We start from the raw sequence: 24,294 nt of genomic DNA on the forward strand, positions 1-24,294 counted from the left end.
TAGATAGCTGCCGTGGAGTATTAATAATGTCTCCATCAAAGTAGCAATTACTCTTCTGATACCATTTGGAACATCGGGCGTTTTTCAAGTGGGATATGAGCATCGATATCCTTTATATCTGCCTGATTTTTTTCGAGAAAGCGATTGTAAGAGGCAACAACGATGTCGTATTCTTCACGATAATTATTAACACGTTGGTCAGCTTGTTGAATTTCTTCTGCAAGCTTTTGAAGCGTTGTATTGTAATTGAATTCAGTTTGTGATTGAGCCAATGAAAGAAGTTCACTTACAAGTGAATTGGAGGCAAAGTCATACTCTTCAACAACATCACTATTGGCCATTGTTTTCTGCGTATAGCGTAGCCGGAGCAATTGATCCAGGCGTTGTTCGTATACAGCAAGCTCTTCACTTCGTTCAGGAGATGATATCATTAACTCGTGAATGAGGTTATGCATAGCTTTGATTTTCTGGTTGTCATCATGGATCATAACATTCCACGCCTGCAGCATACTGTCTTGTAAGCCAAGATAGCAGTCCGTAAGCGAGTCCAGTCGCGTAAATGTTGTTGTCTGTTCCTGTGCGACTTTTTTTTCACCACAGTTCCAAAACACAAAAGCACAACTGGTAATAACCACACCAGATAACAAAGTTCTCATACTAGCTTATATAAAAAGGCTCCAAGTGACCAATACGGTATAAAGAAATAAAATGTTCCTCTGATTCTCAGCATTTTATGGGATGAGTATGTTTTGAGAACCAATTTCATATTTCAGGTTGCAATAGAAGAATCCATCATTGAATAAATAGCACAACGAATCAGTGTATAGGTTTAAATTGTTCGAAGGCTTCTTTACAGGTATGGCAGTAGTGAATCGAACGGCAGAGGGTGGGGCCGAACGTGTTTCTTAATTCTGTGTTAGTGCCATTGCATCGTGGGCAGGCTACATGTGCGAGTAAATCTATATCCTGAAAGATTTCTGCGGAAGGAGGAGGAGCCAGTCCGAATTTTTTCAGGGCCAGTTTCCCTTTCTCAGAGATCTTATCAGATGACCATGGCTGTCGAAACGACACCGTAATGGCAACCTCGTGAATACCTTTCGCTCGTAGCGTCTCAGTTACTTCGCGTTGCATTAAATCCAGCGCAGGGCAGCCAACGAAGGTTGGGGTCATTTCGATTTTTACAGTTTCCCCAGCTATAGCTATAGATGTGATTACTCCAAGATCTACCAATGATAAAACTGGTATTTCCGGATCTTTGACTTCTTCAAGCCATTGGTAAATCTCATCCACTGTAAAAGACGACATGCTATAAAGCTACGAATAGATCGCGTTAAAATGAACCGGGAATGATCTGGTTCAAATGGTGCTTCAGATGTCTCACGTAATCAACGGCCAGCCATTCGAGTGAATGAAGTTCAGCTATATCGCGGCCGGTGTTACATTCCAGCGTGTATTTATCTTCGGGCATTGAAAGTAGAACACCGCATATGCGCTCATTCATAAGTTTCCAAAGTATAATTACATCTTCTTTTTTTGAAGCCTGGTAATTGTTTACAGCTACCCAGAAATTTTGATCGTATAAAATTTGAGGAGGTATACTTTCGTATTGGCCACAGATGAATCTGCGTAGATTATTGTGTCCCGAGTCTATCAAGTGCCCCAACACTTCTTTCTTACTCCATTTATGAGGTAGCGGTTTTGCTGAGAACTCAGCATCAGGAATATGGGTTAATCGATCAGCAAAAAGATTAACGATTTGCTGGAGCTCAAGTGCTACAGTTTTCATAATGATAGAAGAAAAGCCTGTCGGCTTGTTGATTTTTAACTGGAGCTACTTTTTCTCCGATACCTTTTCAAGGTTGAAGAGTTCGTGGAGCATTTCTGTAAGAGACTCTGCATCGCCACGTTTACAAGCCGCCTTTAGTTGAAGCACCGGGTACTTCAATATTTTCTGCATCAGCGATCGGCTCATTTCATCAAGCTTTTCAGCTTCTTCCGGTTTCGAATTCTTTAGAAAACGAGCCAGTTCTTCCTGACGAATTTTCTCAAGCGTATTTTTTAGCTTTTGAATAGTAGGAGAGACTACCATTTCTTTCGACCAGTCTTCAAACTCACCTATAGTCTCGCGAATGATCGCTTGAATTCTAGGTATAGCCGCTTTCCGTTTTTCTACTGCTTCGTTTGTTTTTTCTTGGATGTCATCGAGGTTATAAACGATGGCACCCGGAATTTCCTCAATTGATGCTTCGATGCTGCGAGGCATGGAAAGGTCAATGAAGAATTTATGCGAAAAGATTTTGATGTCGTTTAAAAGATCGCGGTTGATCAACGGCTCATTTCCTGAAACAGAACTGATTACAACGTCCGCTTTTTGTATTTCTTCTTTCAGATTTTCAACTCCGCTAAATCTGAATCCACATTTCTGTGCAAGCTTTTCAGCTTTGTCAAGTGTACGATTCAGAATCGTAACATTTTGAAGACGCGTATTTACAAGATTCAGACAAACATCCTGACCGATCTCACCTACACCTACCACTAAAATTTTTGGTTCACGAATGCCTGCGGTCAGGTCATCAGCCATTTCCTTGGCAGCGTATGAAATGGAAGCTGCTCCATCGCGGAAGGAAGTTTCCTGAACAACACGTTTGTTTACAAAGAAAATGGTGTGCATCAATCTGTGGAGGAAAGGTCCCGCCATGTTTTCGTCTGCGCTCCACTGATAAGCATTTTTTACTTGCCCGGAAATTTGGAGATCGCCAATAACCTGCGCATCCAGTCCAATAGCCACTTCGAACAAATGATTTATAGCACTTAAACCTGTTAAGGTGGTGAAGTGCTGCTCAAATCCTTGTTCGATATTTTTAACAAAAGAAAGACCTCTGAAAATTTCGGTAGCATAATCCTGCTCCGATACATAATAAATCTCCGTACGATTACAAGTAGACACGATCAGAACATCGGTAGCCTGAGTATAGTCGCGGATAAAATTCAATAATAATTTAACAGCTGACTCAGTAAGAGATACCTGCTCACGAACCGCCACGGGTGCGGTTTTATAGGTTAGAACGAGTGCTTTTAGATTCTGTGTCATTTTCGAGTTGCAAAGGTAAAACCAGAATGAAAATCAATCATGATAAATGTCAGCAGATATATAATTTAGAATTAATATAAATAGTTCGCTTGAGCAATCGCTCCTCCTGTTACGGAGAAGCGATTTTAAAGTTGATCATCATTCCAGATTATTTTCCAACGATATCGGATTGCATGGGACCAAGGATTGCCAACAAATCATTTTTTTCTTGGGCTGGCACACTAAACTTTTCAAGCGCAGCAACAAGATCAGCAACCAATGCATTGAATTCGTCCTGCGTTATGCCCATGCCGGCATGAGCCGCGGCCATTGTCTTTCCTTTGTATTGACAAGGACCACCCGAACCTGCGCAGATCTGGTCGATAAGGTTGTTACGAAGCAATTGCAGTCTGGAAGAATTTGCAACCGTGGCTTCGAACCGGGCATTGATTTTACTATCTGCGGCAACGTTCGCCAGAAACTGATCGGTTACAGCGGAGATCGCATCAATGCCGCCAAGGCGAGTATACAAGGATGTGTCTTCCTTCATTTCATCATCGTCATCACTACAGCTTACAGCGAAGGCAAGTGTTAGAATTGTAAACACTACAGCAGCATTTTTAAACAGTTTGGTTTTCATAAATACATTGGGATTTAAAATTGAGAAATGTTTTATCGGGTACGTAAATCAAGCATCGATACAAATTGCTGAACCGATGCATTCACCTGGTGAACAGGACAACCACCAACGGCAGCAAGCTCTCTTTTTTCTATTGTGCACTGCGTTGAGAGCACTGCGTTCAGTGTAGCTTCGTCTACTTCATCGGGATAATAAATGACAGAGGCAATTGTGCCTTCCGGATTGATCGAGCAAGCTGTAACGCCTGGGCTACTGCTTATTTTTTCGGTCAGAGAAACACGACTCTTATTGCTTAAGCTTCCGCTTAAATTGAAAGAAACTAACTGTACATGTTTTAGTCGCTCGGTGACAGAAAGATGCCGAAGGTTGGCGTACAGAATCAACGCTATAAATGCCATAGCAAGGATGGCCGAAGTAATTCGGAGAGTTTTCATAAAGCATTTTTTTATACTGATGACTTCTTTTATACCTGACAACAAAGAGCAATGCGCATTACCGGTTCAGGTGTTTGTATTTACATACGAAGTGAGTGGTACAATTGGATTTCGAAAAAAATCCCGTTATTGAAGAATTCTTTTACAGTTGTAGATAATTACAGTATAGTTTATGGTGATTAAACGTTGGGTGAAGAATTTCTTCGGCTTTTCGCGCTCGCAGGTAAATGCATTTATGATTCTGTTGCCGCTGATGGCGCTTCTTATTTTTTCAGAGCCGTTTTATCATTGGTATACCAGCCATTATACGGCACATGAATCACCTCGAGAAATACTGTTGGACAGTTTAGTGATTCAATGGAACAATGAGAAGATTGATAGCACACAACATTCTCCGGTCGCGAAAGCATCTCTTTTTTATTTCGACCCGAACATTATTTCGAAACAAGAATTTTTGTCTCTGGGTTTTTCTGAAAAGATATCCGGCCGAATCATCAACTATCGCAAGAAGGGCGGAAGATTCAGAATAAAATCTGATTTACTGAAAATGTATGGTATGGACTCATCGTTCTATCATCGGCTTTATACCTATATTCAGTTACCAGATAAAACACAACGGAAGTTTTTTGCTGACGCAAAACCAGAATTTAAGAAAGCCGAATCAAAACGGGCATTTGTAAAATTTGATTTGAATATGGCTGACACGGCACAATTGAAAAAAGTATATGGTATAGGAGAGAAGCGCGCGCTACGGATTGTTGCTTACCGCGAAAAGCTCGGGGGCTTTATCGACTTGGCACAGCTTACAGAAATATATACTTTGGATTCCGCTGTCATCGAAAAATTATCACAGGCGTCCTTTATAATTGAAAATTTTAATCCACAAAAAATCCACATCAATACCGTTACCGATAAAGAGCTGGCTACTCATCCCTATCTACGGAAGTCTGTCGCCAAAGCTATAGTTGCCTATCGATTTCAGCATGGAAAATTCAATGATGTTGAAGATCTTCGAAAGATACAAGCCTTAGACGCCACGACCATACAGAAAATCACCCGATATTTGGATTTTGAATAAAAGTTAAATGCAGGCACTCGATAAAAGATTTACCTGATACAAATACTAATGCTCATATTGTTTAACTTTTAGTGATCGATCACGATACATGTCAGATACTATAAAACACATCCTTCAGACTTACCTGCGCAGGCTCACAAACCTTACGGGAAATAGCCGGTCGTTACTTCTGTTTCGACTGCACGCAGAGCAGTTGATGGATATACATGAACTCAGTTTTCTGAACAACGAGCGATCATTTGAAATTATCAATGCGTTGATCGCGGGGCGTAATAAGAAACTTTGCCAGGTACTGGACAGTCGCCTTGAAGCAAATAACGAAGCCAGCAAAAAACTGAAAAACCTCCAGCGCATCGACCGGTTTATATATGAAGAGCGCGGCTCGAATGACCTTCATGTAGGCTGGCCTTTTGTGCACGGTAAATTTTCAGATAGCACCATGGTACGTTGTCCGCTGCTTTTTTTCCCCGTTACCATTGTCCAATCCGGACAACACTGGGTATTGGAGCCACGGGAAGATGCTGGTGTTACATTTAATAAAACGTTCCTGTTAGCATACTCGCTATATAATAAAGTAAAGCTGGATGAATCGTTAACTGATACTACATTTGATGATTTCGATAAGGACAGTACAGTTTTTCGCACGCAGCTATACCAGTTGATCAAAGACAAAATCGAAATCAACTTTAACCCTGATAACTTCCGGGATGAACTTATCCCTTTCCAGGAGTTTAAGAAAGATGCATTTAATGAAACTCACCGCAATGGTGAGATCAAACTATATCCTGAAGCTGTGCTGGGTATATTTCCACAAGCAGGTTCACAACTCGTTCCTGATTATCAATATCTGTTGGAGAACGATTCTATTCTGGATCTCGAAGATTTCTTCACCGGTAAATCTCAGCAGGTAGCAGATGTACGCATCAGCGAAGAAAAAATATTTACGCCCTTCCTGTTGGATGCTCACCAGGAGACTGCGATAAAAGCTGTGAAGGTTGGGAAGTCTGTTGTAGTACAAGGCCCCCCCGGTACAGGTAAATCACAAATGATTTGTAATCTTCTTGCTGATGCCATGGCTTCCGGTAAGAAAGCTTTACTCGTCTGCCAGAAACGTGCCGCGTTGGATGTAGTATATAAACGCTTGCGTGAAATTGGTCTCGAGGATTTCCTCGGGCTCATTCATGATTTCAGAAACGATCGGAAGGAAGTCTTCGCAAAGATCGCGCGTCAGATTGAAAATATAGAAGACTATAAAACGCGAAATCGTGGTGTAGATGTTATTCAAACCGAGCGCAGGTTTTTTCAGGTAAGCAGAAGGATCGACCTGATCACTGAAGAGCTTGAAGAATTTAAGAGTGCCCTCTTTAACGATACCGAGTGTGGAATTACTATAAAAGAATTATACCTCACCAGCGATCCGCATGCAGATTCAATAAATGTAAAACAGGAGTATCAGTACTTCAGCTTTTCAGAGTTACCGGATTTTACGCGTACGCTGAAAATGTATACCAACTATGCTGCGTGGTTTGAGGGTGATGATTACCGTTGGCGCGATCGTAAATCTTTTGCCGAGTTTCATCCTGCGGATGAGCGCGAGATAGAAAGAACAATTCATGATATAGTTCAATATCAAAAACAAGTTTCAAATGAAGTCCAGGCGCTTCTGGGTATACCTTTAAACCTGGAGGATGCTGAATCATTTTATTTCAGAGAAGACGAAATTCTCGGAATGATCAGTGTCTTGAAAGATGAGGAGACGTACCGTTACTTCCAGACGATGGTGCGCGAGACCGATGATGAAACGAGTTTGCTCTGGCTTGCAAACATGGAGCGTGTTGTTCTGAATTGCTTCCAGGAAGAAGGACCTGAAGCAACGATTATCAGCGATCAACTCGGTAAAGTGCAGGAGGCATTACAACAGCGTGTGGATGCAAGAAGTAATCTGATTCGCATGGTGCGTTGGGAGTTTTTCTCAGAGAATAAATTTCTGGTAAAACGTATTCTTGTAGCGAACGGACTAGCCTATAATAAAATTGGACTCAATGTGTTGGAGCAACGAATTGACAGTCGCTTAAACTTGGAACATCATTTAACTGCACTTCGCTCCAAGAGCTGGTTACAGGAAGTTCCGGGTGATTACAATGCCGATCAATTAAAGAAATGGTTTCGAAGGAAAAAGTTTGCCGTTCGCGCAAAGCTTATATTCAGTTCGCTGCGTGAGGTAAACAAGGCTATAGATGTTCAGTCTTTATCCCGTAAGGAATTTATAGATCTCCTTCAACAGGCATCAAAACTTGTTAGTGACGTTCCGGCACGTAAAGCAACATGGCTTCGGTATCTTTCGCCGTATCAATACAGGCAAATTGTATTAGAGCCATTTCTTGAAACTGAATTTACAAAAACACTTAAGCGTGATTTCGATAACCTGTGCGCCTTCGATAAACTAAAGGTAAGCCTCAGACCGTATGAAAAAGAAGTGATCACCAAACTAAACGATCATCTGAAGGAATGGGATGCAGCTCGCATGGAAGCTTTGTTTCAAAATAGTATACGGCTTGCGTGGATCGATCACATTGAAACAAAATACCCGGTGCTTCGATCCGTGTCTACCATGAAAATGGAGACACTGCAAACAGAATTGCAACAACTGGTATATGAGAAGCAAAAGTTAAGCGAAGATATACTGTTGGTGCGCGCCCGCGAACGTATCTATGAAGGTATAGAATATAACCGGTTGAATAACCGCATTACCTATCGGGATCTATACCACCAGGTAACAAAGAAGAAAAAAATCTGGCCTGTTCGAAAAGTTATAACTGAATATCGTGAAGAGCTTTTTCAATTAATGCCATGTTGGATGGCTTCACCTGAATCGGTGTCAGCAGTTTTTCCTATGATGGAGTTGTTTGATATCGTAATTTTTGATGAAGCATCGCAGTGTTTTGCTGAGCGTGGTATACCTTCCATGTATAGAGGAAAGCAAATCATTGTAGCGGGCGATAACAAGCAGCTTCGTCCGAATGAAATGTACCAGGTACGTTGGGAAGATGACCAGGAGAATCCGGAGCTTGAGGTAGACTCGGTGCTTGAACTCGTGGAGCGATATGTATCCACTGTTCACTTACAAGGACATTATCGAAGTAAATCTTTAGAGTTGATCGATTTCTCTAATAAGCATTTCTATGAAGGTAAACTCCAGTTGTTGCCGGATAAAAATGTGATCAATAAAAATCAACCTGCTATAGAATATACCAAGGTAGATGGTGTTTGGGAAAACCAGACAAACAACGCGGAGGCTGAAGCTGTGGTAGCCAAAGTGATTAGCCTGCTGCAAACACAACCCGGTAAAGAAATTGGTGTAGTTACTTTTAATGCACCGCAGCAAATGCTCATCCTCGATTTGCTTGAGGCAGAAGCTATAAATATAGGTATACTGTTGCCTGCTACACTCTTTGTCAAAAACATCGAGAATGTACAAGGTGATGAAAAAGATATTATCATTTTCTCCATTGGGTACGCACCTGATAAGAAAGGTAAAATGATGATGCAATTTGGAAGTCTGAATTCGACAGGAGGGGAAAACAGGCTTAATGTTGCTGTTACTCGTGCACGTGAAAAAATAATTCTGGTGTGTAGTATATGGCCTGAGCAATTGAAAACTGACGATGTGAAAAATGATGGTCCGCGTCTGCTGAAACAATACCTGGCCTTCGCACGTGAAGTAGATCAGCGGAGGTTTACACCACAGACCAATGAGCAGGATGGCGAACGCTCAAGTTGGTATCTGAAGAATCATCTTCGTAGCTGGAGTGTATCGCGGTTAAATGAATTCTTATTCGAAACGAACTCATTGCCTTTCTCTGACATCAGTGTAAAGAAGAAAGATAATTACCTTGGTATTTTATTAACGGATGACATTCGCTACTATCAAAGTCAATCTGTTAAAGAAGCGCATGTATATACACCGTCACTTCTGTCGCAGAAGAACTGGAACTACCGTATGATATATAGCCGTAATTATTGGAAAGATCGCCAGAAAATTGAGCACGAAATTATACTCTTCTCCGGTACAGCAGCTTCTTGATGGTTAGATATTCCAGTTGGGAACTCCGTTCTCAAATTCCGAAACATTATGCCGCAATACTTCCATCAGGTTGTCAGACTTTGTAAATATAGCGTGCTGCCGGTCAGAGCTATTCCCTTTTTCAAGAACGCCCTCGATCACTGAAATATAGTGACTATAGCCTAGCTGTTTGATATAGGGCTCTACCGATCGCAGCCAGCTTTTGATATCTTTTCGTAATACCGTAGTCTTTCCATTTTTACTGGTGACAATTTCAGCGTTAAGTCCAAAGCGAATTGCCCTCCATTTATTTTCACGGAAGATCCAACGCTTCAAGGGCGTATGCGACTTTGTCCATTCTTCTTCGTGATCACGAAACCAATGCGCGAGCGCATGTACAAAGGCTGCTATACCCAACGCCTCGGCTAGTGTAGCGGGTTCATCGCAGAAGCGAAGTTCCAGTGTTCCAATCTGTGGACTAGGACGAAGATCCCACCAAAGATCTTTCATACTATGTATAGCTTTCGATCGAAGTAAAAAGTTATATAGCTTTTGAAATTCTTTCCAGTCTTTAACCAGGTACGGCATACCTGCAGTGGGCAATGCCTCGTATGTTGTCGGTCTGCAAGAAGACAAGCCGGTATACATACCTTGCCAGAAGGGCGAACTTCCGGAAAGCGACAGGATATGCGGCAACACATGCATAAAGAAATAATTGAAGCGAATGCAATCTTCACCAGACTTCATTCCCAAATGAATATGCATACCGTATACAGCCATCCTTCGGATCAGCCATTGATTGCGATCAATCAATTCATGATAGCGCGGTGATGGTGTAACCAATCGATCGCGGTAATCCGCTAACGGATGTGTACCGGTTGACGCGAGTGTTAACCCCAGAGGGGCGGATGCTTCGCGTGCTTTTAAAATTGAACGTTTCAGATCTTTTTCAACATCCTGTACTGTATTGCAAACGCCTGTGATAATTTCGATCGTACTCTGAAAAAACTCCTGCTTAAAAGCATCACCTCCTAAGGATTCAATGATCTCTGCTGCACGCGGTGTCAGTAACAAATTTTTTTGATCAAGGACCTGCAGTTCAAGTTCAACGCCCATGGAAAGTTCGTGCTCACTCGAATTGAATTGTAAATCGTTAGTATGACTTTCTTGCATGGGGAAAAATAATTAAGATATTCTATAATCCATTAACTTTCCGGAATCAAATTCATTTGTAAAATTCATGTGCGGCATAACGGGCATTTTTGCTTTTAACCTCGTTGGTAAATTCAACAAGATACAAATCACAAATGCCACGATGGCAATACAAAAACGCGGACCAGACTTTCAGGATATTTATATTGATGAATGGGTGGGTCTTGGTCATCGCAGATTGTCTATTATAGACACCACTTCGGTTGCACACCAGCCGATGTGGGATGAAAGCAAACGCTATTGCATAGTATTTAATGGTGAGATTTTTAATTACCAGGAACTAAGACGGGAACTTGAGCGAAAAGGGTATACATTTTTCTCTCATTCCGATACGGAAGTTCTGTTGAAACTATACATCGATCAGAAAGAAAAATGCCTGAATAAATTGAATGGTTTTTTTTCGTTCTGTATATACGATAAAGCTGAACAGACCTTCTTTGTTGCCCGCGATCGTTTCGGTATTAAGCCGTTGCTATATCTTTTCGATGAGGACAAATTTTTATTTTCATCCGAGATGAAATCTTTGCTGCAGTATGGTATTGAAAAGAATATTGATTATAATTCTCTCTATACTTATCTTCAGCTTAACTATATACCCGCACCAGATTCTATATTTCTGAATGTAAAGAAATTAATGCCGGGGCACTATATGATGGTGTCACGGCAGAATATTGACATTCAATCCTACTATCAGATTCCGTACAACCGCGATGAAGCTGAACGAAATCCTATCTCCTATAAAGACGCACAAGCAAAACTGATGCAGTTACTTGAAGCTTCGGTGCAGCGAAGATTGGTAGCAGATGTACCGTTGGGAGCGTTCCTAAGCGGAGGAATAGACTCGTCAGTGATTACAGCGTTGGCGAGCAAGCACAAGCCAGATCTGCATACATTTTCCATTGGCTTTCGCGATGAAAAATTTTTCGATGAAACAAATTATGCACGACTGGTAGCCAAACATTTCAAAACGGAACATACCGTTTTTTCGCTTACGAATAGTGATCTCTATACGCATGTAAATGCTGTACTTGATTATATAGATGAACCTTTTGCAGATTCATCTGCTCTGGCAGTATATATATTGAGTAAGGAAACGCGCAAGCATGCAACGGTTGCCCTATCGGGAGATGGAGCGGATGAAATGTTAGCAGGCTATAATAAACATGCTGCGTTTAACCGGATCATTCATAAGGGAGTAAAGGAAAAGCTGGTGGGTAGCTTTCATTCACTTTGGAAAGCGCTGCCACAATCGAGGAATAGTTCGTTGGCAAATAAAGCCAGACAACTCGCACGCTTCAGTGAAGGAATGAAACTTTCTTCGAAGGATAGATATTGGCGTTGGGCAAGCTACGCTGATAAAGATGAGACATTAGCAATGCTTCATCCGGATTTACGGATCAACCGATGGCTGAGTGAGTTTGTGCCGAGACGTAAAAGTATACTGCAAAATATACCCGATCAGGAAAGCATCAATGATATACTACTCACGGACATGCAACTCGTTCTGCCAAATGATATGCTTACAAAAGTAGATTTAATGAGCATGGCCAATGGACTTGAAGTGCGGGTTCCATTTCTGGATTACGAGGTGGTGAATTTTATTTTCAGCCTCCCGGGAGAATTCAAAATCAACGGACAGTATAGAAAGAGAATTCTTCAGGATGCTTTTCGCGATGTACTTCCTGCTCAATTATATAATCGCCCTAAAAAGGGCTTCGAGGTTCCCTTGTTAAAATGGTTCAGAAATGAAATGAAGTCTTTGATTGTCGATGATCTGTTGTCAGAACAATTTATCCAGGCGCAAGGCATCTTTGACTATCGTGAAATAGAAAAACTCAAACAACAGCTTTTCTCATCCAACCCTGGAGACGTACATGCCCGAATTTGGGGATTGATTGTTTTCCAGTCCTGGTGGAAAAAAATTATGTAGTATGTCGGTTTAGTTTTTAGATAAAAACTTAAATAAATTATAACATTTAGGTGTATGTGCGTGTGTTTCTAACGTTGCTATATCGATTTCTGATGTTTTTATTTAAATGTGGTTCGTTTTTTAACTAATACCTTTAAAATTTATATTTTAATGCATCGTTGCCTTTAGACTGGCTAACCTCAAGATTTTGTCATTTAAGAGCTTCCAGTTGCGCTAGTTTAACGGACAGCGTCTGGTTGTTTAGTAAGGTCAGGTGGAAACATCTGACCTTTATTTTTTGGTCAAACCTGATTCAGTATAAAAATTTAAAAATGCCGATTTGATCAAAATTTACTTGATCGATGGGCAGTATTTTCATTATAATATTTTGATCAGCTTATTTTTTAAAATATTATAATTTAAAACGTTTATGGTTAAAATTTAACCCTAACTACAACGATTTCTGTAATTTTTTCTGAAAAGTAGTTTGATTTTTACCCTATTGTTAAAAAATTTATACCATTAAATGATGCTTAGGCGTCTTTATCTAAACCTAATAACTAAACAACTATGAAAAAGTCCGTTATTTTTCTTGTCTTGCTCATCGCGGTAAGCATTTTGGCAGTCTTTATGCCATCTGTGCCCACCACTATTGTTACGGAGGGAATAAACTCCGGTGACACAGCGTGGATGCTGGCAGCAACTGCAATGGTGTTGCTCATGACTCCAGGCTTAGCCTATTTCTATGGAGGTATGATCGATACCAAGAACATTATCTCAACCATGTTGCAGAGTTTTATTGCCATGGGTGTGATAAGCGTATTGTGGATCCTGGTTGGATTCAGTCTGGCTTTCGGAGAAGATGTTGGAGGTCTTGGACTTGTTGGAAACCCTGCATCATTCTTTATGTTTGAAAACGTATTGGATGGTAAGCCTTGGTCACTTGCACCAACTATACCATTGGTTCTGTTTGCATTCTTTCAATTGAAATTTGCAATCATTACTCCTGCTCTTATTACTGGAACATTTGCAGAACGTATTCGCTTCAAAGCTTATATTCTGTTTTTAGTTCTTTTCTCTTTATTAATTTATGCTCCCCTCGCACACTGGACATGGCACCCTGAAGGTTTCCTTTTTAAATGGGGTGTGTTGGATTTTGCTGGCGGAACAGTTGTACACATGTCAGCAGGTTTTGCAGCATTGGCCGCTTCAATTTACTTGAGAAGCAAAGGAGAAGAGAAGACACATATAGCACCGGCAAACATTCCATTCGTATTGCTGGGTACTGGTTTACTGTGGTTCGGATGGTTCGGTTTCAATGCAGGTAGTGCATTAGCCGCTGGTCCTTTGGCTGCATCTGCTTTCGCTACAACAAATACAGCTTCAGCAGCAGCAGGACTTGCATGGATTTTATTTGATGCCGTAAGAGGTAAAAAACCATCGGCACTTGGTTTCTGTATCGGTGCTGTTGTTGGTCTTGTTGCCATCACACCTGCTGCAGGTTTTGTAACAATTCCTTCAAGTTTATTCATCGGAACATTCGCTGCTCTGATCAGTAACATAGTAGTATCATGGAAATCTAAAACTTCACTCGAAGATACTTTGGATGTATTTCCTTGCCACGGTGTAGGTGGAGCAGTAGGTATGGTGATGACTGGTTTATTAGCCAACACTGCTGTTAACGCTGCGAACACTACTGGTAACGGTTTATTCTTCGGTGACACTACGCTATTCATAGTACACCTTAAAGCACTTGTGATTGTAGTGGCTTACAGTTTTGTAGGAGCACTTGTACTTCTGAAAATTACCGACCTGATTTTTGGATTGAATGTTACTCCTGAAGAGAAGAAAATAGGTTCAGACTTTAGTCAGCACGGCGAAAATCTCTACCCTATGGACTTCAGCTCACTGAAAGAGAAAGTTATTTAACAGAAGGCCGGGAAACCGGCCTCTAAATAGACTCATTAACCAATTCATTCGACAAACCAAACCTAAAACCAAACCTATGAAAGAGTACCAATCCCAATTCCGGGAAAGTTCTTGATGAATTGCCTGATTCTATTTAGAGACTAGTTGTGTTTCGGTGAACCGGAATGCAACCCAACTTAAAAAAATCCTTGGAGGTGTGAGAGACCTCCAAGGATAACTATGGCCTCATGTTAAATAAAAACACATTTACACAAGATGAAATTTAAAAAACTACGCACTATATATATTGCAACACTTATGGTCTTATCGTTCACTGCATATAGCCAGTCGGATTCGACAAAGACTTTTACCCTGTCAGGGTCAATCGACACTTATGTGCATTCATCATTTGGAACACGGAATTTATATCCATTAGATAATGACGGAAATCCAAGCGCTACATATGCACCCTCTACTTCGTTCGCCGATTTAAAAGGCTTTTCACTGGGTATGGTTAATTTGATTGCGTCTTACCAAGGAGAGAAAGCAGGATTTACAGCGGATGTAGTGTTCGGTCCAAGAGGTAGAGCTGCAGTGTTTGGTACAGCTTCCGGGCAAGCTATTATAAACCAAATGTTTGCTTACTATAAGCTGTCAGATGCTGTGACTTTAAATTTAGGTCAATTCAACACGTTTGTAGGATACGAAGTAATTTCTCCTGCTATTAATTTTCACTATTCTACTTCTTACCTATTCTCATGGGGACCTTTCAACCATACAGGTTTGAGAGCTGACTTTGCTTTTGGTGACGGTGGTGTTGCCAAACTTGCAATCATGAACCCAACTGATGTAGTTGAATTTAATCCGGTTAATACATATACCCTGGGAGCACAAATTGGTAAAACAAGTGATGCAGGTGGTATATGGTTGAATTTACTTTACGGAGATCAGGATGGTACGCTAGATGATAAAGTAGACGCTTTAGGAACAATTTCAAATGGAACATTATTCCAGGTTGACTTGACTACTGGATGGAATCTTAGTGAAACTTTTTACTTGGGAGCAAATACCTCTTATCAAACCGTTGGAGAGGGAGAGCGTGTTACTGTAGACGGTGTTGTCGATAGAGGAAATGATGCAAGCTCGTTCTTTGGTGTTGCACTATATCCAAAGCTTACACTATCTGAAACTTTCGCTTTAGGATTAAGAGCAGAATATTTTTCAATAAGCAAAGGACATCTTGGAATTATAGGTTTGGATACAGATGGAAACGGAAGTGTTATGGAGTTTACATTATCAGGCAACTACAAAGCGGGTGGATTCACTTTTATTCCTGAGGTAAGAATCGATAAAACTTCTGAGGATTCCTTCTTCAAAGATGGTGAGGCAGAACTGAAAGATATGATGGCTACAGTAAATCTTGCAGCAGTTTACAAATTCTAAAAATATATACTTACCCGAATGATTTCACGAAGTCATTCGGGTATATAAAAATTACAACGGACACATTTAAAATAAACTATAAACAACTATTAAATTTTAATGACAACGCCCTATGTCAAAGACTAAATTAGAGTACATTTGGCTTGATGGTTATGTACCAACACAGAGCCTTCGCAGCAAAACTAAAATCGTAAGAAATTTTGATGGCAAATTGGAAAGCTGCCCGGTTTGGTGCTTCGATGGTAGCTCTACTGAGCAGGCTCCAGGTGGTTCTTCTGACTGCTTGTTAAAACCTGTCGCTATTTTCCCAGATCCAGCTCGCAAGAATGCCTTCTTGGTGATGAATGAAGTATTGAGTCCGGATGGAACTCCACATCCTTCAAATGGTCGTGCACTGATTGATGATGATGATAATGATTTCTGGTTTGGATTTGAACAAGAATATTTTCTGTGGGATACAGAAACAGACAAACCTCTAGGTTTCCCGGCAAGTGGTTATCCTGCACCACAAGGACCTTACTATTGCTCAGTCGGTGCAAAGAATGCATTCGGTCGTGAGATTGTAGAGGAACATCTTGACTTGTGCATTGAAGCAGGTATAAATGTAGAAGGTATAAATTCTGAAGTAGCAACTGGCCAGTGGGAGTTTCAAATTTTCTCTAAGGGTGCTAAAGCTGCGGGTGATCAGGTTTGGGTTGCTCGTTACCTTCTCGAAAGAACAGCAGAAAAATATGGTATAGCTATAAACTGGCATTGCAAGCCACTAGGTGCAACAGACTGGAATGGTTCTGGTATGCATGCTAACTTCTCTAACGGATTGTTAAGAGAAGCAGGCTCAAAAGAAATTTACGACAGAGTTTGTCAGTCATTCGCACCGGTAGTGAAAGAACACATTGCTGTATACGGAGCTGATAACCATTTGCGCTTAACCGGTAAACATGAGACACAATCTATAGATAGATTCTCATATGGTGTATCTGATCGCGGTGCTTCTATACGCATTCCGATTGCAACGGTGGAGAATGGATGGAAAGGCTGGTTGGAAGACAGAAGACCAAACTCTGCTGCTGATCCATATAAAGTAGCAGCTCGTATCATTAAGACAGTAAAGACTGTTCCGGAGTACGCAACTTCAAACGGTCATTAAAAATACCCTTTTCTTTCAGGGCGTCTGGTTGTAGTTGAAGTCGGACAGAAATGTCCGGCTTCTTTTTAAAAATCAGAAAATCTGAAGGGAAATCAAGGTCATCGCCAGGTTGATATCTCTGTAAGAGTATATCATTCATAGCGATGACCTTTTGTTTATTTAGCACACTACATTAATATATAGAAATATACTATAGAGGCTTTATAAATATATTCTTATACCACACTTCGTTACCATGGTCCTGTAAGTCTATATATCCTTTTTTCGTTAAGCCATAGCCAGGAAAATCTTTCCATTTGCTTTCTGCTCTCTTTTTATTCCAATCTTCGGAACCGAGTTCGTACTCAACTACCTTGGTATCATTTAACCAATGTTCTACATGGTTACCGTTAACTATTATTTTACTTTGATTCCATTCACCAACAGGTTTCGCTGCCTTTGCTGAAGGTACATGCATATCATAATTCGCTCCAGTCAATTGAACAGGCTTGAGGTCTCCAGGATATCCTTCATCATCAATTACCTGGTATTCCGGACCAGACGCATAGGGCTCCGTAAATTCTTCGCTAACACGAAACATTACACCACTGTTGCCCTGCGCAGAAATTTTCCAATCAAACGAAAGTTCAAAATTTTCATACTGCTCATTTGAAGTCAGATCCGAGCGATGATTAGTTCCATTCTCAATAAAAGGTTTGCAATGAAGTGTACCATCATTTACTTCCCAACTACTATTTTCTTTGCCCTTAAAAAAGTGCCATCCTTCCGTAGTTATACCATCGAACAAAGACACCCAGCCTTCGGCTTTTTGTTGCTCGGAAACATGGTTGTCACCCATTGGTTCAGATGCCGGAGTGGTAGTGGTAGAGTCTGCAGTAGAAGATTGCTCTTCTTGTTTTTTTGGCTGGCATGCCATCAGAACAATTATTGCTAAGGCAATAGATAAGCGTGATTTCATGATTGAAGTTTTTTAGTTGTTCGAAGTTAACTAAAACGCACTAAATCATGATCGCATAACGTATATAGTAATGTTAGTCCAGGGTACGAAAGATCCAGACTTTTGTAAACAAGCCGGCACCGACTACCTTATCATGGTCATCGTTCGATATTTTTGTGAGGGAGAAAATCTTGAAATCGCTAAGCGATACATTCCGGCCGCGAAGTTTTGTGTTCGTTCTCTCGGCTTTTTTTTCTACTGCTTGCTGATGCTTCTCTAAGCCTGGGTTTGTAAGGTAAGCGATAACTAAAAAGATAGCAATGAGTAAGAGCCTGGTGATAAGTTTGAAAATCTTAAAGAGGATATATAGCACTACAATGACCGCAGCAATAACGAGGACAGTAACAATGGTGTTCATCATATCATCAGAAAGGTAAAAGAAAGTGTTGTAAAGAGAAAATGAAAAATCCTGCTCATGTATAGGCTACACAAACAGGATTCTATATAGTACATCCAATTAGAAAATTTTGCCAGGATTCAATATGCCGTTGGGGTCAAAGGCCTTTTTAATGCCTCGCATCACCATCAGGTTTGCTTCACCCATCGCTATAGGCATATAGGGTTTCTTGGCAATTCCAATTCCATGTTCTCCTGATAATGTACCGCCCAGGCTCACCGTTAGTTTAAAGATTTCACCAATTCCATCTACTACTTTTGTATCCCAGTCTTCATTGCTTATTTGCTCTTTCATAACATTCACGTGAAGATTGCCATCCCCTAAATGTCCATAGCAAACAGAGTTAAAGCCGAACTGCTTGCCGATCTCTTTAATACCTACAATCAGTTTAGGAAGATTAGCGCGAGGGACAACTACATCTTCTGATTTGGTTAACGAATAGGCGTTAACAGCTGGAGATATATTCTTTCTAATCTTCCAAAGTTCCTCCTTCTGAGAAGCAGTGTCCGCGAATAGAATTTCTCCTACCTGGAATTGTTCTACAACAGTCATTACACGTTCCGCATCACGCATCAGCACTTCATCATCATTGCCATCGAGTTCACAAAGCAGGTAAGCATCCATGTTTTCAGGGAACTGCGTTGTCACTTTTGCTGCATATATCTTCTCGCAATAATCTATAGTCTTCATGGCTGCTTCGCGTTCAAAAAACTCCATACCGGAAGGTTGAACACCTGCACGAAATATTTCAGCGATAGCTTTACAAGCCTCTTCATTTGTAACAAACGGCATAAGCAGCGTTACTGATTTTTGAGGCAGCCCTCGCAGCTTGAAAACTATTTTAGTAATTATACCTAACGTTCCCTCACTGCCACACATCAGTTGAGTGAGATTATATCCCGTTGAGTTCTTTAATACATTCGCACCTGTCCATATAATTTCTCCAGTAGGCAACACCACCTCAAGGTTCAAAACATAATCACGCGTAACGCCGTACTTCACAGCTTTTGGACCACCGCTATTTTCAGATACATTTCCACCAATAAAGCACGTGCCGCGACTTGCAGGATCAGGTGGATAAAAGAGTCCTTTCTCCTTAACAGCATTTTGAAAGATCTCAGTGATTACACCGGGCTCGACTGTAGCCTGAAGATTGAGTTCATCAATATTTAAAATTTTGTTGAATCGCTCCATCGAGATTACTACCCCTTTGTTAATGGGCAACGCTCCACCACTTAGTCCAGTGCCACCACCCCGTGGTGTTACAGGAATAAGATGTTGATTACAAAGTTTCAGGATACGACTAATTTCCTCCGCAGAGCCGGGCTTGAGAACTACATCCGGGAGAAAAGAGTAGTCTTCCGTTTCATCATGCGAGTAATCGTAACGCTTTTCAGGGTCAATAACTACGTTTTGTTCGCCAACAATGGCCTCAAATTCGCTAATGATGCCGGTGGATACTTCTGCAAATGCCATGAATCAGTATATTTGTTTTTACTTTTTAAGCTAGATATGAAGCCATTTTTTCAGTTCAAAATTAAACAAAAGCTTCTTCTCTCGACCGTAGGAATAGCAACACTTTTTTTAGTGTCTTGTGCATCACACAAACAAGTGAGCGTTAGGGATGAGCGAGTGGACAAGGTTATTCGTACAGCAAGAACATTTATAGGTACGCCCTATAAATACGGAGGCACAACGCGATCGGGTATGGATTGTTCAGGGTTGCTCATTAACTCTTTTCGCTCCATCGATGTATCACTTCCCCGTAGTTCGGAAGATCAGAGTAAAATTGGCAAAGAGGTAAGGATGAGTGAAATTGAACCGGGTGATCTCGTCTTCTTTGCGACAGGTAAGAAGAAAAAGAAAGTAACACATGTTGGTCTTGTAACCGATGTAAAATCAAAAGACAATGTGAAATTCATTCACGCATCTTCATCCCTGGGAGTAGTCGAAACAAATATTTTTGCCGAATACTATCAAAAGCGTTTTCGTGGTGCGAGACGTTTGATTGAATAGTGACATACGAAGTATACTTCTGCCAACGCTTCGTGTGATTTAATATAGCCGATGTGAATGAGCAGTCAGTGCTTCGCTATTTATCTATAGCTATAGATTGATCGTTGATATTAATATTAGTAGAACTTAAATTATAAATGGATCATGGATAAGAAAAGCAAACAGTTTCTTTACGAGTATCTAAACAATGCATCGCCTACCGGTTTTGAATCTTCCGGACAACAAATCTGGTTAGACTATATGAAGCCATACATAAACGAGTATATGGTAGATGTATATGGAACAGCCGTTGGAATTATAAATCCAAAGGCACCTTATAAAGTTGTGATTGAAGCGCATGCTGACGAAATATCATGGTTCGTAAACTATATTACCGAAGATGGATATATATATGTACGCAGAAATGGAGGATCAGATCATCAGATCGCACCTTCGAAGCGTGTAAACATTCATACCGATAAAGGTACTGTGAAGGGTGTATTTGGATGGCCAGCTATTCACGTGCGGGATGCAGCAAAAGAAGAAGCGCCTTCTCTTAAGAATATATTTATAGATGTAGGAGCTGCTTCAAAGAAGGAAGTGGAAGACATGGGAGTTCATGTAGGCTGTGTTATTACATTCGAGGATGAACTGATGGAATTGAATAAGAGCTGGCTTGTAGGCCGCGCACTGGACAACCGGATGGGAGGGTATATGATTGCTGAGGTTGCCCGTAGGTTACACGAGAATAAAAAGAAGCTCCCATTTGGGTTATATGTTGTTAACGCGGTACAAGAAGAAATCGGTTTACGTGGTGCGGAGATGATTTCCCGGAGACTGAAACCCGATTTGGCTATTTGTACAGACGTAACGCACGATACACAATCACCGATGTACAATAAAAAAGAGAGTGGCAATCTAAAAGCTGGCAGTGGCCCTGTTGTTTGCTATGGACCGGCTGTCCAAAATAATGTGTTGAAGATGGTCATTGAGACTGCCCAAAAGCGCAAAATTCCTTTTCAACGTCAGGCTGTGTCTCGTTCAACAGGTACTGATACCGATTCTTTTGCATATTCTGCAGAAGGAGTAGCATCCGCACTCATTTCATTACCATTGAAATATATGCACACAACTGTAGAAATGGTCCATAAAGATGATGTCGAAAACGTTATCAATCTCATTTATGAATTTTTATTGCAGTTAAAAGCGGGGCATGATTTCCGCTATATTAAGTAATCATTGGGGAAAATCTTACATCGATAAGGTTAACCCATTTATGGGCATGACCTTACGCGATTTCGTAGCCTATCTTTGTATCAACAAACAACAACCTATCTATCTATTTATGAAAAAGTTTAAAATCCTAGCACTGGCAGTACTGCTTATGTCTGGAAGCACTTTCGCGCAAGAGAGACCAATGCACGAAGTGTACTCTATGATGGTCTTCAATTTTACCCGATATGTACAGTGGCCTGATCAGGCAACCAGTGGTGAATTTGTTATCGGTGTTATTGGAAACAATGACGTATTCAAAACACTAACAGAATGGTATGGTGGAAAACCAAGAGGTTCTAAAACCTATGTGATAAAGAAATTCAATTCTGCAGCGGAAATAGCAGATTGTCACGTGCTATATATTGACAAATCTAAAAGCGGTGAATTTGACGTTGCAAATTCAAAGGTTAAAGGGAAAGGTACCCTTGTAATTACAGATAAAAACGGACTAGGAGAGAAGGGAAGCGGTATCAACTTTAAAACGGTTGATAGCAAGCTTAAATTCGAATTGAATCAAAAGGCCATTGAGGCATCTAACCTTAAGGTTTCCGGTTCACTTTCTTCTATGGCGATACTGATTTAATGGGTTGTTTGGAAAGCCTCGGGGGTTACTCTCTGGGGTTTTTTCAATATTAATTCATAGATTGGTAGTAAGAGCCCTAATAAACTTAATCTATGAAAACCTCTATTTTTTTGATTCTCTCGATCTTCACCCAGATCGGGACAGGTGTAGCACAGGAAAGGCCACCCCATGAGATTCATGCAGCGATGTTGTACAACTTTATTAAGTATGTGCAATGGCCAAATGAAGGTGAAACTGGTGATTTTGTTGTTGGAGTGATTGGAGATGACAACGTCTTTAATACTTTAAAGCAGTGGTATGATGGCAAACCAAAGGGAAGCAAGAAGTATGTGATCAAAAAACTGGGATCTGCTTCTGAGTCGTCAGACTGCCAGGTGGTATATGTTGGTAAATCGAAAAACAGAGATTTTGATACTATAAAAAGCAGCACCGCAGGGAAATCCATTTTAACGATCACAGACGGAAATGGACTCGGGCAAAAAGGAAGCTGTATTAATTTTAAAGTAGTAGACGGAAAATTGAAGTTTGAATTGAACCAGGCAACAGTCAATGGTTCAAATCTCAAGATATCAAGCCAGCTTAGTAGCATGGCTATATTGATATAAAGTATCATTTGGAAGAACAAAAAGAGCAGATTTTTTGTCTGCTTGTGAAGATGGAATGTAGGGACGAATTGTTCAGGGAACTTGTAGAGAACTCTGAAGATATATTTATAGTAGCAGACCGTGAATTAAAAATCCAGTATGCTTCTTCATCAGTTACGAAAGTATTAGGCGTTGAAATTGGCTTTTTACTTGGTAAAAATATCCTTGACTTTATTGAGAGTGAAAAACTTCATCGGTGGGATCAGAGCTTGAAAAAAGGCGAAGATCACATTACCGATGAAGTTATATTTACCGATGGAAGTAACCACGAGGTTTATTTTGATGTAAGTGTATCAAAGCTTTTTCATGAAGAAAAGGCACAAGGGTTAGCTCTCAAGTTATACAACGTTACTTCTCAAAAATTGCGTGAGCAAGAACTCATTCGCTCAAATCAACAACTCGATCAAGTCATCTATAAAACAACACATGATCTAAAGGCGCCAGTCATGTCGGCTTTAGGCTTGGTAAAAATTGCAGAGCAAGCATCTTATGAAGAGCAGAGTTTGTATCTGGGGATGATTAAAAAAAGTCTTTTGCGGCTGGATTCTTTCATTGAGGAAATGAATAATTTCTATCGAAATGAGAAGTTAGCGCTTCATCGCGAAAAGATAGACCTTGAGAATATGTTATCGGAGGAGTTGGACAATCTTAAAAATCTGTACCCCGATAGATCCATAGATATATCCTGGAATATAGGGGGAAATGCGGAATTGCTTTCTGATAAGGTAAGGGTACAAACCATTATTACAAATATTCTTTCCAACGCTATAAAGTACATGGACTTGCAAAAGCAAAATCCATTCATCAAAATTGCAGCACAGATCACAGAGGAAGTTTGTGATATACAGGTCGAAGATAATGGCATTGGTATAGCACAAGCTTATCAGGAGAAAATATTTGACTTGTTCTTTCGCGCTACAGATCAAGGACAAGGTACAGGCCTTGGCTTGTTCATAGTGAAGGATACAATAGATCGGTTGAAGGGAACGATAAACGTTCAGTCAAAAATAGGAGAGGGGACAATATTTAAGATTAGTATACCCAATCAACTATACCAACCGATAGAAATAGAATAAAGGTCTACGCACAGGGCCGCAGAGTTTTTATAGAGAGGGTCTTTTCTTTGTGAGTTCTGTGCGTTTTTTAAGAAATAAAGAAGCAAGCTGTGCTTCTTCCCATTGAAAGTCTACGCACGGGGTCGCAGAGTTTTTATAGAGAGGGTCTTTTCTCTGCGTGCTCTGTGCGTTCTTATTTTAAGATATACCTCTGAGTATATATCAATCAGATTAGTCTTCCCTCAAAACACGTTGCCGTTATATATAACTCTACATTCTGAATATAATCTGAATTCAGGAATATTCATTGTGCTTTCCCTACCACTATATAAGTAAAAATACGGATGCTACACTTAGTGACTTCACTACACTACCCTGCGTAATAACAGGATTGCGCAGCATATGTGGTTTTAGATAAGTTTGATGATGTAAATGCGAGCACAT

At 40.5% G+C, this 24,294-nt stretch carries 21 protein-coding genes; 11 read left to right on the forward strand and 10 right to left on the reverse strand.

The window, feature by feature from the left end; all coding sequences use genetic code 11:
* Window positions 1-47 precede the first annotated feature (47 nt).
* From B5Y40_RS27745 to B5Y40_RS27770, 6 genes are all read right to left on the reverse strand, one after another.
* Window positions 48-656, reverse strand: coding sequence for a hypothetical protein (locus B5Y40_RS27745; protein WP_079690150.1), 609 nt, complete (start codon window positions 654-656; stop codon window positions 48-50).
* Between the two features lie 160 nt (window positions 657-816).
* A complete protein-coding gene (gene paaD, locus B5Y40_RS27750; protein ID WP_079690151.1) occupies window positions 817-1,305 on the reverse strand; it encodes a 1,2-phenylacetyl-CoA epoxidase subunit PaaD in 489 nt (162 codons plus the stop codon).
* 25 nt (window positions 1,306-1,330) lie between these two features.
* Window positions 1,331-1,786, reverse strand: coding sequence for a DinB family protein (locus B5Y40_RS27755; protein WP_079690152.1), 456 nt, complete (start codon window positions 1,784-1,786; stop codon window positions 1,331-1,333).
* 45 nt (window positions 1,787-1,831) lie between these two features.
* The gene (gene hemA / locus B5Y40_RS27760; RefSeq protein ID WP_079690153.1) at window positions 1,832-3,091 is read right to left on the reverse strand and encodes a glutamyl-tRNA reductase; all 1,260 of its coding nucleotides are present in this window, start codon (window positions 3,089-3,091) and stop codon (window positions 1,832-1,834) included.
* Window positions 3,092-3,239: 148 nt separating this feature from the next.
* Window positions 3,240-3,710 carry a group I truncated hemoglobin gene (locus B5Y40_RS27765; protein ID WP_079690154.1) on the reverse strand — a complete coding sequence of 157 codons (471 nt, stop codon included), beginning with the start codon at window positions 3,708-3,710 and terminating at the stop codon, window positions 3,240-3,242.
* Window positions 3,711-3,742: 32 nt separating this feature from the next.
* Window positions 3,743-4,144 (reverse strand): hypothetical protein, encoded by a 402-nt coding sequence (locus B5Y40_RS27770; protein ID WP_143785974.1) that lies wholly within the window; start codon window positions 4,142-4,144, stop codon window positions 3,743-3,745.
* A gap of 172 nt (window positions 4,145-4,316) precedes the next feature.
* Here B5Y40_RS27770 and B5Y40_RS27775 point away from each other — a divergent pair, with 172 nt between their 5' ends.
* Window positions 4,317-5,222, forward strand: coding sequence for a ComEA family DNA-binding protein (locus B5Y40_RS27775; protein ID WP_079690156.1), 906 nt, complete (start codon window positions 4,317-4,319; stop codon window positions 5,220-5,222).
* Between the two features lie 88 nt (window positions 5,223-5,310).
* On the forward strand, window positions 5,311-9,306 hold the full coding sequence (locus B5Y40_RS27780; protein ID WP_079690157.1) for an AAA domain-containing protein: 3,996 nt from the start codon (window positions 5,311-5,313) through the stop codon (window positions 9,304-9,306).
* A gap of 3 nt (window positions 9,307-9,309) precedes the next feature.
* On the opposite strand, the gene B5Y40_RS27785 is transcribed toward B5Y40_RS27780, so the two are convergent.
* Complete coding sequence (locus B5Y40_RS27785; RefSeq protein WP_079690158.1) at window positions 9,310-10,458, reverse strand: carboxylate-amine ligase; 1,149 nt, start codon at window positions 10,456-10,458, stop codon at window positions 9,310-9,312.
* A gap of 67 nt (window positions 10,459-10,525) precedes the next feature.
* Here B5Y40_RS27785 and asnB point away from each other — a divergent pair, with 67 nt between their 5' ends.
* The 4 genes from asnB to B5Y40_RS27805 all read left to right on the forward strand — a co-directional run bounded on the left by asnB (window position 10,526) and on the right by B5Y40_RS27805 (window position 16,904).
* Window positions 10,526-12,427: an asparagine synthase (glutamine-hydrolyzing) gene (asnB, locus tag B5Y40_RS27790; protein ID WP_079690159.1), complete on the forward strand. Its 1,902-nt coding sequence runs from the start codon at window positions 10,526-10,528 to the stop codon at window positions 12,425-12,427.
* A gap of 549 nt (window positions 12,428-12,976) precedes the next feature.
* On the forward strand, window positions 12,977-14,335 hold the full coding sequence (locus B5Y40_RS27795; protein ID WP_079690160.1) for an ammonium transporter: 1,359 nt from the start codon (window positions 12,977-12,979) through the stop codon (window positions 14,333-14,335).
* A gap of 297 nt (window positions 14,336-14,632) precedes the next feature.
* The gene (locus tag B5Y40_RS27800) at window positions 14,633-15,757 is read left to right on the forward strand and encodes an outer membrane beta-barrel protein (RefSeq protein WP_262497203.1); all 1,125 of its coding nucleotides are present in this window, start codon (window positions 14,633-14,635) and stop codon (window positions 15,755-15,757) included.
* Window positions 15,758-15,869: 112 nt separating this feature from the next.
* Entirely contained in the window at window positions 15,870-16,904 is a 1,035-nt protein-coding gene (locus B5Y40_RS27805; protein WP_079690162.1) for a glutamine synthetase beta-grasp domain-containing protein, read from the forward strand.
* Between the two features lie 190 nt (window positions 16,905-17,094).
* Here the strand turns inward: B5Y40_RS27805 and B5Y40_RS27810 are convergent, their stop codons facing one another.
* The 3 genes from B5Y40_RS27810 to B5Y40_RS27820 form a co-directional block, all read right to left on the reverse strand.
* Window positions 17,095-17,862, reverse strand: coding sequence for a 3-keto-disaccharide hydrolase (locus B5Y40_RS27810; protein WP_079690163.1), 768 nt, complete (start codon window positions 17,860-17,862; stop codon window positions 17,095-17,097).
* 73 nt (window positions 17,863-17,935) lie between these two features.
* Window positions 17,936-18,262, reverse strand: coding sequence for a hypothetical protein (locus B5Y40_RS27815; protein WP_079690164.1), 327 nt, complete (start codon window positions 18,260-18,262; stop codon window positions 17,936-17,938).
* 96 nt (window positions 18,263-18,358) lie between these two features.
* On the reverse strand, window positions 18,359-19,774 hold the full coding sequence (locus tag B5Y40_RS27820; protein ID WP_079690165.1) for an FAD-binding oxidoreductase: 1,416 nt from the start codon (window positions 19,772-19,774) through the stop codon (window positions 18,359-18,361).
* Window positions 19,775-19,810: 36 nt separating this feature from the next.
* Between B5Y40_RS27820 and B5Y40_RS27825 the strand changes: the two genes are divergently transcribed.
* The 5 genes from B5Y40_RS27825 (at window position 19,811) to B5Y40_RS27845 (ending at window position 23,871) form a co-directional block, all read left to right on the forward strand.
* Window positions 19,811-20,314: a C40 family peptidase gene (locus B5Y40_RS27825; RefSeq protein WP_079690166.1), complete on the forward strand. Its 504-nt coding sequence runs from the start codon at window positions 19,811-19,813 to the stop codon at window positions 20,312-20,314.
* Between the two features lie 144 nt (window positions 20,315-20,458).
* The gene (locus tag B5Y40_RS27830; protein ID WP_079690167.1) at window positions 20,459-21,529 is read left to right on the forward strand and encodes a M42 family metallopeptidase; all 1,071 of its coding nucleotides are present in this window, start codon (window positions 20,459-20,461) and stop codon (window positions 21,527-21,529) included.
* Window positions 21,530-21,638: 109 nt separating this feature from the next.
* Window positions 21,639-22,151, forward strand: coding sequence for a YfiR family protein (locus B5Y40_RS27835; protein WP_245840863.1), 513 nt, complete (start codon window positions 21,639-21,641; stop codon window positions 22,149-22,151).
* 92 nt (window positions 22,152-22,243) lie between these two features.
* Window positions 22,244-22,756 (forward strand): YfiR family protein, encoded by a 513-nt coding sequence (locus tag B5Y40_RS27840; RefSeq protein ID WP_079690168.1) that lies wholly within the window; start codon window positions 22,244-22,246, stop codon window positions 22,754-22,756.
* An 8-nt stretch (window positions 22,757-22,764) separates the two neighbouring features.
* The gene (locus tag B5Y40_RS27845) at window positions 22,765-23,871 is read left to right on the forward strand and encodes a PAS domain-containing sensor histidine kinase (protein ID WP_143785975.1); all 1,107 of its coding nucleotides are present in this window, start codon (window positions 22,765-22,767) and stop codon (window positions 23,869-23,871) included.
* Window positions 23,872-24,294: the final 423 nt, after the last annotated feature.

It is taken from the genome of Ohtaekwangia koreensis (assembly GCF_900167975.1).
Classification (GTDB): Bacteria; Bacteroidota; Bacteroidia; order Cytophagales; family Cyclobacteriaceae; genus Ohtaekwangia; species Ohtaekwangia koreensis.

Coding starts and splice junctions, on each gene's coding strand:
- B5Y40_RS27810 (WP_079690163.1), bottom strand. CDS start 17,862: ATGAAATCACGCTTATCTATTGCCTTAGCAATAATTGTTCTGATGGCA.
- B5Y40_RS27780 (WP_079690157.1), top strand. CDS start 5,311: ATGTCAGATACTATAAAACACATCCTTCAGACTTACCTGCGCAGGCTC.
- B5Y40_RS27755 (WP_079690152.1), bottom strand. CDS start 1,786: ATGAAAACTGTAGCACTTGAGCTCCAGCAAATCGTTAATCTTTTTGCT.
- B5Y40_RS27840 (WP_079690168.1), top strand. CDS start 22,244: ATGAAAACCTCTATTTTTTTGATTCTCTCGATCTTCACCCAGATCGGG.
- B5Y40_RS27795 (WP_079690160.1), top strand. CDS start 12,977: ATGAAAAAGTCCGTTATTTTTCTTGTCTTGCTCATCGCGGTAAGCATT.
- B5Y40_RS27825 (WP_079690166.1), top strand. CDS start 19,811: ATGAAGCCATTTTTTCAGTTCAAAATTAAACAAAAGCTTCTTCTCTCG.
- B5Y40_RS27820 (WP_079690165.1), bottom strand. CDS start 19,774: ATGGCATTTGCAGAAGTATCCACCGGCATCATTAGCGAATTTGAGGCC.
- B5Y40_RS27775 (WP_079690156.1), top strand. CDS start 4,317: ATGGTGATTAAACGTTGGGTGAAGAATTTCTTCGGCTTTTCGCGCTCG.
- asnB (WP_079690159.1), top strand. CDS start 10,526: ATGTGCGGCATAACGGGCATTTTTGCTTTTAACCTCGTTGGTAAATTC.
- B5Y40_RS27770 (WP_143785974.1), bottom strand. CDS start 4,144: ATGAAAACTCTCCGAATTACTTCGGCCATCCTTGCTATGGCATTTATA.
- B5Y40_RS27805 (WP_079690162.1), top strand. CDS start 15,870: ATGTCAAAGACTAAATTAGAGTACATTTGGCTTGATGGTTATGTACCA.
- B5Y40_RS27835 (WP_245840863.1), top strand. CDS start 21,639: ATGAAAAAGTTTAAAATCCTAGCACTGGCAGTACTGCTTATGTCTGGA.
- B5Y40_RS27765 (WP_079690154.1), bottom strand. CDS start 3,710: ATGAAAACCAAACTGTTTAAAAATGCTGCTGTAGTGTTTACAATTCTA.
- B5Y40_RS27800 (WP_262497203.1), top strand. CDS start 14,633: ATGGTCTTATCGTTCACTGCATATAGCCAGTCGGATTCGACAAAGACT.
- B5Y40_RS27815 (WP_079690164.1), bottom strand. CDS start 18,262: ATGATGAACACCATTGTTACTGTCCTCGTTATTGCTGCGGTCATTGTA.
- paaD (WP_079690151.1), bottom strand. CDS start 1,305: ATGTCGTCTTTTACAGTGGATGAGATTTACCAATGGCTTGAAGAAGTC.
- B5Y40_RS27745 (WP_079690150.1), bottom strand. CDS start 656: ATGAGAACTTTGTTATCTGGTGTGGTTATTACCAGTTGTGCTTTTGTG.
- B5Y40_RS27785 (WP_079690158.1), bottom strand. CDS start 10,458: ATGCAAGAAAGTCATACTAACGATTTACAATTCAATTCGAGTGAGCAC.
- hemA (WP_079690153.1), bottom strand. CDS start 3,091: ATGACACAGAATCTAAAAGCACTCGTTCTAACCTATAAAACCGCACCC.
- B5Y40_RS27830 (WP_079690167.1), top strand. CDS start 20,459: ATGGATAAGAAAAGCAAACAGTTTCTTTACGAGTATCTAAACAATGCA.